Raw genomic sequence first — 10,285 nt, 5'->3', positions numbered from 1 at the left:
TCGGGTGGGTCGCCCGCTTGGCCGGCTGGCTGGCCGGCAACCCCTGGCTGGCCGGCGGTCGGGTGGAGTCGGGCGGCAAGGCGTTCGAGGTGCGGTGGCAGGGCTCGCTCTGGATCGTCGCGAGCGGACTGCCGGCGGGAACCGCCCTGCCGGAGCCCCGTTCTCCGCAGGGCGGCGAGGGCGAGCCGGAGGCGATCGCGCACATGAGGCTTCGCGCCGGGCTCGGGCCCTTGCCGGCGGGGCGGTATGTCCTCGCCCGCGGTCCGGACGGCCTCGAGATGCGCTCGGGGGCCCTGCCAGAGGGCGCGCAGGCGGCCGCGGACTGGACTTTCCCGGGTGTCGCACTCTGGGTGAGCTCCGCCGACAGGGGGCCGGTGGGCGGCCCGGGGCTCTTTCTCCTCTGGGAGGCGGCGGAGGGGGCGATACCCCGCGTCGCCGTGCTGCAGCGCGGCGGTGGTCGAAGCTACAAACTGCCGGGGGAGTCGATCCTCGAGCTCATCGGCGCCGGTGAACCGGCGTATCGCCTCGGCTGGTCGGTTCGCGGCACCCAGAAGAGCGCGCGCCGCGATGCCCTGCTGATGGTGCCCTGGTTCGAGCGCCACCTGCCGCGCCCCGGCGGGCGGGGAGCCTGGTTGGGCAGGGCCGGCCGGATCGTGCCGGCGGCGAGCGCACGGACCCTCGGCCTCCTCGTCCGGAACCTCGAGAAGTTGCCTCTGATCCCGCCGGCAGAGCTGGAGCGGCTCGCCGCCACGGCGCGCCTCCTCGCGCCCTTCCACGACTGTGCGGCGATCGCCTTCGAGCTCTGGCACGAGCCGGACGGAGTGCGGGTGAAGCTCTGCTCGCAGTTTTCGGGCCCCGAAGCGGAAAGGGAGGCATTGTCCCCTTCCGAGGACGGAGAAATTGACGAAGGGCCTTCAATCCGCTAGTCTTCGTCGGCTTTCTGGGGGGCACGAGGGATGATGATCCGCCTGGATGCTGCCCGCTACGAACCCTTCTTCTGGCAGGAGTCGACCGAGCTCAAAGCGGAAGAAAGGCACGATCTGGAGCTGCTCGACATCAGCCCGATCCGTTGCCAGGGCAGCCTGACATTCACGGCGCCGGATTTTCTGCTCCACGCCGACCTGAAGTACGAACAGACGGTGGCCTGCAACCGCTGTCTGAGACCGGTGCAGCAGCCGGTGGAGAGCCGGATCGATCTGGTCCTCGTGGAGCGCTCGCGCAAACGCGAGGCGACGGAGGACGAGCAGTTGGAGGCGCAGGAGCTCGGGCTGGTCGAAGTGGAGGGGGGCATCTTCGAGAGCCGCCCGCTGATCGTCGAGCAGGTAGAGTTGAGCCTGCCGATGAAACCGCTCTGCCGCGAGGATTGCGCAGGATTGTGTCCGCAGTGCGGGCAGGACTGGAACGACGGGCGCTGCAGCTGTGTGCTCGAGAGGGTGGATCCGCGATGGGCGGCGCTCGCCATTTTGAAGGAACCGCGAGCCGGCGGAGCCGGCTGACTTCACCGATACCGCGGCTCCGCGAGCGGTAACTGATAGACCGAAGAGAAATCTGAACAGGGGAAGCGAAGATGCCGAATCCGAAACGACGCCACTCCAAGGCCCGCCGCGACAAGCGCCGCGCCCATGACGCACTCACCCTGCCGGCTTCGTCGCTCTGTGCGACGTGCGGCGAGCGCAAGCTCCCGCATCGCGTCTGCCCGTCCTGCGGCACCTATCGCGGACGCGACGTGGTCGACGTTCAGGCCCGCACTTAAGGTCCCACCGAGCTCCAGTACCTAGATGCGCATCGCCGTCGACGCGATGGGAGGCGACTTCGCGCCGCGCGCCGCGGTGCGCGGAGCGTTCGAAAGCGCAGCGAAGGACGGCGTTTCGATCCTCCTCGTGGGCGACAGCCAGCGGCTGGAGCGTGAGCTCCAGCGCCTGGGTACGCTCGGCGCCGGCCGCGGCCGCATCGAGATCGTCCACGCCGACGAACGGATCGAGATGGACGACCCGCCGACGGTGGTGCGCAAGAAGCGCCGCTCCTCGCTGGTCGTCTGCGCCGATCTGGTGCGTGAAGGGAAGGCCCAGGCCATGGTCAGTGCCGGCAACACGGGCGCCGCGATGGTGGCGGCCAAGCTCTTCCTGGGAGCCCTCCCGGGAGTGGACCGGCCGGCGCTCGCAGCGGTTTTCCCGAACCCGCGCGGCAGGACGGTCGTGCTCGATGTCGGCGCGAACGTCGACTCGCGGCCGGAGCACCTGCGCCAGTTCGCCGTCATGGGCCACTTCTATGCCCAGGAGGTCATCGGCATCACCACGCCGCGGATCGGGCTGCTGTCGATCGGCGAAGAGGAGGCCAAGGGCTCGGGCCTCACCCGCGAGGTCTTCCGGTCGCTCAAGGCGACGGGTCTCAACTTCATCGGCAACGTCGAGGGCCGCGATGTCTTCAACGGCGAGGCGGATGTCGTCGTCTGCGACGGATTCGTCGGCAACGTGCTGCTGAAGTCGGCCGAGTCGATGGCGGAACTGATCGTCTCCATGATGCGCGAAGAGCTGCAGCGGACGGCGCGCACCCGTTTCGGCGGCTGGCTGGCGCGCCCGGCGTTCCTGGCTTTCAAACGCCGCACGGACTACGCCGAATATGGCGCCGTGCCGCTCCTGGGCGTCGCCGGCGGCTGCTTCATCGCGCACGGACGCTCGAACGCCAAGGCGATCCGCAGCTCCATCCAGCGCGCGGTCGAGTTCGGCGTCGCCGAGCTGCACGTCAAGATCCGCGACAAGGTCGAAGAGTTGCACGCCGCGGAGGCCCGCCTGGCCGCCGCAGCCGGCGCAGCGCCTCCGGCCCCGATCGCCAACGCCGCGAGCTGACTGCGGACGGGAGAGACTGCTTGCAACCGAAGACCGCGTTTCTTTTTCCCGGACAGGGTTCGCAGAAGATCGGCATGGGCAGGGCGTGGGCCGAGGCCTTTCCGGCCGCCCTCGCCGTCTTCGACGAAGCGTCGGAAGCGCTCGGCTTCGATGTCGCGGCGCTCTGCTGGGAGGGTCCCGACTCGCAACTGCAGCTGACCGCGAACACCCAGCCGGCGATTCTCACCGCGTCGGTGGCGATCGAACGGGTGCTCGCCGGCCACGGTCTCGTGCCCGACGCCGTCGCCGGACACAGCCTGGGTGAGTACTCGGCGCTGGTCGCTGCAGGGGTGCTCACCCTGGCCGATGCCGTCCGCCTGGTTCGGCGGCGCGGCGAGCTCATGCAGGAGGCCGTTCCGGTCGGCGTCGGCGCGATGGCGGCGATCCTCGGGCTCGACTCCGACGCGGTCCGCGCCGTGGCCGCCGATGCCGCCAGCGCTCCAGACGGGGCCGCCGGGGAGATCTGCTCCGTCGCCAACTACAATTCGCCGGATCAGACGGTGATCGCCGGCCACAAGGCGGCAGTCGAGCGTGCCATGGCGCTCGCCAGAGAGCGCGGAGCGAAGCGTGCCCTGCCCTTGCCGGTCTCCGCTCCTTTCCACTGCGCGCTCATGGGCCCGGCGCGCGCCGGCCTCGCGCCGCGGCTTGCCGCGACGGTCTTCTCGCCGGCCCGCCTGCCGGTGGTGGTCAACATCGACGCCCGTCCGAGCAGCGCCGGGAACGCCCTCCGGGACGCGCTGGAACGCCAGATCGACGGCCCGGTGCGGTGGGTGGAGTCGGTGCGCTTCTTGCACGACGAGATGGAAGTGAGGCGATTCGTCGAAGTCGGCCCGGGGAGCGTACTCTCCGGACTCGTGAAGCGCATCGTCCCCGGAGTCGAGACCGTCTCGATTCAGGAGCCTGCGGCGCTCGCGGCCCTTCTCGAAGCGCCCGCACCGCAGGAAGGCTGAGGAGAACGCAATGTTCCGATTGGACGGCAGGACGGCGCTGGTCACCGGCGCATCCCAGGGAATCGGCGAGGCGATTGCCAGGCGGCTCGCCGAACGCGGCGCCGGCGTCGTGCTCGCGGCGCGCAATCTCGCCAAGCTCGGCCGGGTGCAGGAGGAGATCGTCGCCGCTGGCGGCAGAGCTCACACTCTGGCGCTCGACCTCGCACGGGCGGAGGAAGTGGGCGACCGCATCAAGGAGCTGCCCGAGGGCTTCGATACCATCGACATCCTGGTCAACAACGCCGGCATCACGGGCGACAACCTGCTCGCCCGCATGAGTCTCGAGCAGTGGCGCGGCGTGCTCGACACCAACCTCACCGGCGCCTTCGCGGTGACACGCGAGGTCGTGCGTGGCATGATGCGCCGCCGGTGGGGCAGAATCGTCACGGTCTCGTCGGTGATCGGCTTGATGGGGAACGCCGGCCAGGCGAACTATGCCGCCGCCAAGGCCGGACTGATCGGATTCAGCAAGTCGCTGGCCCGCGAGCTCGCGAGCCGCAACATCACGGCGAACGTCGTAGCGCCGGGCTTCATCGAGACGGCGATGACGGAGGCTCTGCCCGAGGCGACGCGCGCCGAGATGTTCACTCGCATCCCGCTGGGCAGGCTGGGGAGGTCGGAGGATATTGCCGACGCGGTGGTGTATCTCGCCAGCGAGGAGGCCGGTTACGTCACCGGACAGGTGTTGAACGTCTCCGGTGGTCTCTATATCTGATAGACAGCGCTGGAGTTGGACTCGTTTCTCGAAGTTGTGCTAGAAATTCACCCTGCATTTCAGTTTCCATGGAGGAATTTTCGACATGTCCGTTGCCGAGAAGGTGAAGAGCATCATCGTGGAGCAGCTCGGCGTTGAAGCCGACGAAGTGACGTCCGAAGCGAGCTTCACCGAGGATCTGGGCGCCGACTCGCTCGACATCGTCGAGCTGGTCATGGCGTTCGAGGAGGAGTTCGGGATCGAGATCCCGGACGAGGACGCGGAGAAGATCGGCCGGGTCCAGGAAGCCGTCAGCTACATCGAGAAGCACGCCGCGGAAAAGAACTGATCGCTGCTTTCGCAGCCGATCCCTCTTTCTTCGCAACTCCGGACAAAATCGCGGGCACGCATCTGGGCAACTCAACCCTGCACCAACGGCGACGCGTCGTCGTCACGGGAGTCGGTCTCGTTTCGCCACTCGGCGTCGGTACGGAAGCGACCTGGAAGTCGCTTCTGGCCGGCGAGAGCGGCATCGGGCCGATCACCCGTTTCGACACGTCGAACTATGCTGCCCGCATCGCGGGCGAGGTCAAGGGATTCGCGGCCGAGGACTGGATGGAGAAGAAGGAGGTCAAGAAGTGCGACACCTTCATCCATTTCGCCCTCGCCGCGAGCCAGATGGCGATCTCCGACGCGGGCCTCACGATCGATGAGTCGAATGCCGAGCGCGTCGGCGTCGTGATCGGCTCCGGGATCGGCGGCCTGCCGCTCATCGAGCGTACACACACCACCATGCTCGAGCGCGGACCGGACCGGGTGTCACCGTTCTTCATCCCCGGCCTGATCGTCAATCTGGCCGCCGGTCAGGTATCGATTCTCACCGGCGCGCGCGGACCCAACAGCGCCCCCGCGACCGCCTGCACCACCGGCCTCCATGCGGTGGGCGACGCCTTCCGGCTGATCCAGCACGGCTACGCCGACGCCATGATCACCGGCGGGGCGGAGGCCGTGATCACGCCGCTCGCGGTCGCAGGATTCACCGTGATGCGGGCGCTCTCCCTGCGCAACGACGAGCCGCAGCGTGCCTCCCGTCCGTGGGACAAGGACCGCGACGGTTTCGTCATGGGCGAGGGCGCCGGCATCCTGGTGCTCGAGGAGCGCGACCTCGCGCTCGCCCGGGGAGCCACCGTCTACGCCGAGCTGGTCGGCTACGGCATGAGCGCCGACGCGTACCACATGTCCGCGCCGCACCCGGAAGGTCGCGGTGCCGCGCAGGTGATGAAGAGCGCGCTCGCCGACGCCGGACTCCCTCCCGAATCGGTCGACTACATCAACGCCCACGGCACCTCCACGGGCCTGGGCGACGCCGCCGAGGTGCAGGCGATTCACCGGGTCTTCGGCGAGCATGCTCACAAGCTGGCGGTCTCCTCGACCAAGTCCTCGACCGGGCACCTCCTGGGCGCGGCGGGCGGACTCGAGTGCGGCCTGCTGGCGCTCGCGATCCGCGACCAGATTCTCCCGGCGACGCTCAATCTGGACGAGCCGGGCGAGGGTTGCGATCTCGACTTCGTGCCGCACAAGGCCCGCCCGGCGAAGCTCGAGATCGGACTGACGAACTCGTTCGGGTTCGGTGGCACCAACGGCGCTCTGCTCATGCGCCGCCCCGACTGATCCGGCGTCCCGCGCCGGGCCAGACTCCCCGCCATCCCGGCCCGCTTCCGGCCGCGCCCGGGAGCCTTTTCGGGCCATGTCCTGTTCCTGCCGCCAGAACGGTGGACTGTTGCGGAGGGTCGCGCATGTCCGTTGCCGCCTGGAATCCGCCCGCGCTGTGGAATCCTGCCGTCGCCGCTCGCGCTCCGTGGGTCTATCATGCGTCGCCAGTGGCTCCGAGGGAGAAAGCGGCCGGCGAGATCACGCTCCTGCTCGCAGCGGTGCGGGCGGGGGATCGGAGCGCCCTCGACACCATCTTCGATCGCCTCTACACCGAGCTCAAGCGACTCGCGCGTTCGCAGTTGCGCTTCGGTCGCTCGGCGGTGGCGCTCGACACCACCGCGCTCGTGCACGAGGCCTATCTCAAGCTTGTGAGGGCCGAGCGACTGGCGCTCGTCGACCGCGGGCACTTCTTCGCGCTGGCCGCCAAGGCGATGCGCCAGATCCTCATCGGCCACGCCGAGCACCTGAGGCGGCAGAAGCGCGGCGGCGGCATCGAGGCGGTGCCGCTCGACGAGCAGATCGCGGCTCCGGCCCTCTGGCAGGCCGAGCAGCTGCTGGCAGTCGACGTCGCGCTGGCGGAGCTCGAGCGGCTTTCGCCGCGGCTCGCCCGCATCGTCGAGTTGCGGTTTTTCGTCGGGTTGAACGAGAGCGAGATCGGCGAGCTCTGCGAGCAGTCCCAGCGCACCATCCGGCGTGACTGGCGCAAGGCGCGCGCTTTCCTGCAGGTCGAGCTCGAGCGCCAGGGATTCGGCGCGTGAGTCTCGCGATCCGTAGTCGCTGGGTGGAAGTGGAGTCGGCTTTCGAAGCGCTGGTCGACCTCGATTCCGAATCCCGCCTCCACCGTCTGACGGAGATCGCCGTGGTCGATCTCGAGCTCGCCAACGCCGTCGCCGAGCTCCTCGCCGCCGACGGCATCGAAAGGAGCGCGCTCGACCTCGACGCTGCGCTGCTCGTCGCCGCGGTCCAGGGCGGCGGGCCGCGGGTCGAGTCCGACTCCGGCGATACTGCCCGCGACGCGGATGCCGGCGACGCCCTCGGCGATGTCATCGCGCCCGCGGCGCTGCCGCGTCGCATCGGCGGCTGCCGGATCCGCCGGCGCGTCGGGCAGGGGAGCGCCGGCGAGGTCTTCGAGGCCGACCGCGACGGGCAGCGCGTCGCGGTCAAAAGGCTGCTCGCGGCGCACTCCGGCACCGAGATCGAGCGCCGCTTCGCGATGGAGCTCGACATCCTCGCGAGTCTCGACCATCCGGCCATCTCCAGGCTGCTCGACGCCGGGCGCGATGGGCAGGGCCGCCCCTACCTGGTGCTCGAATGGGTCGATGGCATCGACATCGCGACCTACGTCCGCGACAACGACCTGCCCGAGGTCGAGCGCCTGCGGCTCTTTCTGCGGCTCTGCGAGGCGGTCGCCGCGGCGCACGCGGCGAACATCCTGCATCGCGACCTCAAACCCGCCAACGTGCTCGTCGACGCCGCGGGCTGGCCGAAGCTGCTCGACTTCGGGATCGCCAAGCTCCTCGACGGAGCGGGCGACGGCCGCGAGACAGCGAGCGGTGTCTGGCTCTTCACGCTCGACTATGCGGCTCCGGAGCAGATCCTCGGGCGCCTCCCGGGACCGGCCGCCGATCAGTTCAGCCTGGCGGTGATCCTCTTCGAGCTGCTCGCCGGGGTGCGGCCGCTGCGCCGAGGCGGCAGGCCGATCTCGCGCGTGCTGCGCGAGCTCGAGCGCGAGGCCGTGCCGCGCCTGCCCTGGGGGGACCGCGAGTTGCGCGCCATCGTAGGGCGTGCTCTGGCCGCTTCTCCTGCGGACCGCCACGCCAGTGTCGCCGATTTCTCCGGCGCCCTCGCCCTCTGGCTCGCAGAGCGCGCCCCCGCTCCCGCCTGACTCCGCGCGACAACCCGCGGACCGGTCACCCGAAGGCCGGCCGCGATCGACCTCGCGCGAGCCCATGGGCGGCCTACCCGCCGGGGTGTTTCCCCGCCCCGAAGCGGGGCCTACCTTGAAATCCTGGCCGCAGTGGAGGATGAGCGGCCGGAGGAGGCAAGATGAACGTCGCCGAAACGGTTGGTGTGTGGTGGGAGTCTCTCGTCGAGAAGCGGACGGGGCCGCATCTGTCACTCTTCGTTCCGATGGCGCGCGGTGGCATCGCGGAGCGCGCCAACCTCACTCGCTGGCGCCAGGCGCTGAGGCTGGCCGAAGCACGTCTCGCCGAGGCCGGTGCCTCGCAGGCGGTCCGCGACGAGTTGCTGGGACCGGCGCACGCCACGGCCAGGATGGAGAATGCGCTCTCCGATTCGTCCGACGGGCTTGCCTACTACGCCGCTCCGGGCTTCTTCCAGTTCGTCCCGACGCCGTTCCCGCTGCACGAGTCGGCCCGTGTCGGAGCGCACTTCCACCTGCGGCCCCTGCTGCCGCTCTCGAAGGCGACGGAGCACTTCTACGTGCTGGCGGTCTCGCAGCGCGAGGTGCGGCTGCTCGAATGCGCGCCGTTCGCCGTCCGCCGGCTCGAGCTGCCGAAGACGATCGCGACCGGATTCGCCGAGGCGACCGGCTATGAGTATCTCTCGCAGCGCCAGATGCACAGCGCCTCCCCGGCGGCGCTCGGCAGACGCGGTCCGATCGTCCATGGCCAGGGGGGCAACGCCACCCCACGGCGCGATCGGGATCTCGAGCACCACTTCCGCCGTCTCTGGGAGGCTCTGGCGCCGCTCCTGCCGGAGCCTTCCGCCCCGATCGTCCTCGCGGCGATCGAGGACTATCTGCCGCTGGTGACCGCGGCTCTGCGCGACGGCCGGCTGGTGGACCGTTGCGTCGCCGGCAGCCCCGACCGACTCTCCGACGAAGAGCTCTGGCACCGGGCGCTGCCGGTGGCGACCGAGTGGCGGGCGCGCGAGCGGGCGCGGCGGCTGCGCGACTCGGCCTCCGGCGGGCGGCCGACACTGGCGAGCGGGCTGGCCCGGGTACTTCCGGCTGCCGAGGCGGGGAGGGTGGCACATCTGCTGCTCGGGGAGCGGCTGGAGCGCTGGGGAAAGTTCGACGAGCAACGCGGGCTGATCGAAGATCGCGCTTTGCCGGCGCCCGGCGACGAAGATCTCTTCGAGCGCGCCATTTTAGCCACCCTCGCGCGCGGCGGCGAAGTGGAATCGGTGCCGGCCGACCAGCTGCCGAACGGTGAGCCGGCGGCGGCCTGGCTGCGCTTCTGACCTGGCCTCAGCGCGAGCCCAGGTAGGCGGCGAAGGTCTCGTTGAAGAGCGCTCCGGGCCGGCGTTCACGCAGGCGCTGCAGGGCTTCGGCGCCCGACCAGCCGAGCTCGACGAGGATGAGACCGGCGACCAGCGCCGAACGGTTGAAACCGGCGCCGCAGTGCGAGAGCACCGGTTGCCCCGAACGCACGAGGCGCGCGCCGAGCTGCGCGATGCCGTGCAGGCGCTCGATGTCGGGCAGGTCCTCGTCGAAGATCGGAAAGTAGAGATAGAGCGTGTGGTTGGGCAGCACCGGCACGCCGTGGTCGATCCCGCCCTCGAGGTCGATCACGACGCGCACGCCGGCGGGCTCGAGATGGCTCCAGTCGCGGATCGCCGGTGAGATGTAGAGCCGGCCTTCGTCGTCCACCGGGAACAGGTTGAAGTCGAGAGCCGTCCTCAAGTTCATTGCGCCTCTCCAGCGGCGGGTCCTGTGATCCCGGATCCGCGATCGGCTGGCGCCGCTGGCGCAGGTGGCGCCGCTGGCGCCGATGCCGCCGATGGCCCGGGCTGCAGATGGCGGTCGAAGAACTCGGTCATGCGAAGGTGGAAGTGCTTCGACGCCGCCGACTTGAAAGTGTGTTTTTCTCGTGGGTAGAGGGCGTCCTCGAACGGGATGCCGGCGGCGACGAGCTTGTCCATGAGAGCGATCGAGTTCTGCGGATGGACGTTGTCGTCTCCGGTGCCGTGCACGATCAGCAGGGCGTCCCCTAGCCGGGTCGCGGCGCTCAGCGCCGAACCGCTCTTGTAGCCGTCCGGAT

At 69.7% G+C, this 10,285-nt stretch carries 13 protein-coding genes; 11 read left to right on the top strand and 2 right to left on the bottom strand.

Annotated elements, in window-relative coordinates; all coding sequences use genetic code 11:
- The 11 genes from KBI44_16915 to KBI44_16865 form a co-directional block, all read left to right on the top strand.
- Positions 1 to 926: hypothetical protein (locus tag KBI44_16915; protein MBP9146160.1), on the top strand; the 926-nt coding region annotated here is incomplete at its 5' end.
- Between the two features lie 33 nt (positions 927 to 959).
- Complete coding sequence (locus KBI44_16910; protein ID MBP9146159.1) at positions 960 to 1,496, top strand: DUF177 domain-containing protein; 537 nt, start codon at positions 960 to 962, stop codon at positions 1,494 to 1,496.
- 71 nt (positions 1,497 to 1,567) lie between these two features.
- The gene (gene rpmF / locus KBI44_16905) at positions 1,568 to 1,753 is read left to right on the top strand and encodes a 50S ribosomal protein L32 (protein ID MBP9146158.1); all 186 of its coding nucleotides are present in this window, start codon (positions 1,568 to 1,570) and stop codon (positions 1,751 to 1,753) included.
- A 25-nt stretch (positions 1,754 to 1,778) separates the two neighbouring features.
- On the top strand, positions 1,779 to 2,846 hold the full coding sequence (plsX, locus tag KBI44_16900) for a phosphate acyltransferase PlsX (GenBank protein ID MBP9146157.1): 1,068 nt from the start codon (positions 1,779 to 1,781) through the stop codon (positions 2,844 to 2,846).
- 20 nt (positions 2,847 to 2,866) lie between these two features.
- Positions 2,867 to 3,835, top strand: coding sequence for an ACP S-malonyltransferase (gene fabD, locus KBI44_16895; GenBank protein ID MBP9146156.1), 969 nt, complete (start codon positions 2,867 to 2,869; stop codon positions 3,833 to 3,835).
- 10 nt (positions 3,836 to 3,845) lie between these two features.
- Positions 3,846 to 4,589 carry a 3-oxoacyl-[acyl-carrier-protein] reductase gene (gene fabG / locus KBI44_16890; GenBank protein MBP9146155.1) on the top strand — a complete coding sequence of 248 codons (744 nt, stop codon included), beginning with the start codon at positions 3,846 to 3,848 and terminating at the stop codon, positions 4,587 to 4,589.
- 85 nt (positions 4,590 to 4,674) lie between these two features.
- Positions 4,675 to 4,917, top strand: a complete 243-nt coding sequence (locus KBI44_16885) for an acyl carrier protein (GenBank protein MBP9146154.1) — start codon at positions 4,675 to 4,677, stop codon at positions 4,915 to 4,917.
- Between the two features lie 77 nt (positions 4,918 to 4,994).
- Positions 4,995 to 6,239: a beta-ketoacyl-ACP synthase II gene (gene fabF, locus KBI44_16880; GenBank protein ID MBP9146153.1), complete on the top strand. Its 1,245-nt coding sequence runs from the start codon at positions 4,995 to 4,997 to the stop codon at positions 6,237 to 6,239.
- Between the two features lie 125 nt (positions 6,240 to 6,364).
- Positions 6,365 to 7,039 (top strand): sigma-70 family RNA polymerase sigma factor, encoded by a 675-nt coding sequence (locus KBI44_16875; GenBank protein ID MBP9146152.1) that lies wholly within the window; start codon positions 6,365 to 6,367, stop codon positions 7,037 to 7,039.
- A complete protein-coding gene (locus KBI44_16870; protein ID MBP9146151.1) occupies positions 7,036 to 8,166 on the top strand; it encodes a serine/threonine protein kinase in 1,131 nt (376 codons plus the stop codon). Before KBI44_16875 ends, KBI44_16870 begins: the two co-directional genes overlap by 4 nt.
- Before the next feature lie 161 nt (positions 8,167 to 8,327).
- Positions 8,328 to 9,485 (top strand): hypothetical protein, encoded by a 1,158-nt coding sequence (locus tag KBI44_16865; protein ID MBP9146150.1) that lies wholly within the window; start codon positions 8,328 to 8,330, stop codon positions 9,483 to 9,485.
- Positions 9,486 to 9,492: 7 nt separating this feature from the next.
- Here KBI44_16865 and KBI44_16860 read toward each other — a convergent pair whose 3' ends face one another.
- Both KBI44_16860 and KBI44_16855 read right to left on the bottom strand, forming a co-directional pair.
- Entirely contained in the window at positions 9,493 to 9,933 is a 441-nt protein-coding gene (locus KBI44_16860) for a dual specificity protein phosphatase family protein (protein MBP9146149.1), read from the bottom strand.
- Positions 9,930 to 10,285, bottom strand: a 356-nt coding sequence (locus KBI44_16855) for a prolyl oligopeptidase family serine peptidase (GenBank protein ID MBP9146148.1), incomplete at its 5' end; no start/stop codon positions are given. The genes KBI44_16855 and KBI44_16860, both read right to left, overlap by 4 nt.

The organism is Thermoanaerobaculia bacterium, from assembly GCA_018057705.1.
GTDB lineage: Bacteria > Acidobacteriota > Thermoanaerobaculia > Multivoradales > JAGPDF01 > JAGPDF01.
Note: the sequence above shows the minus strand (reverse complement) of the source record. Positions and strands in the feature narration are given on the sequence as shown.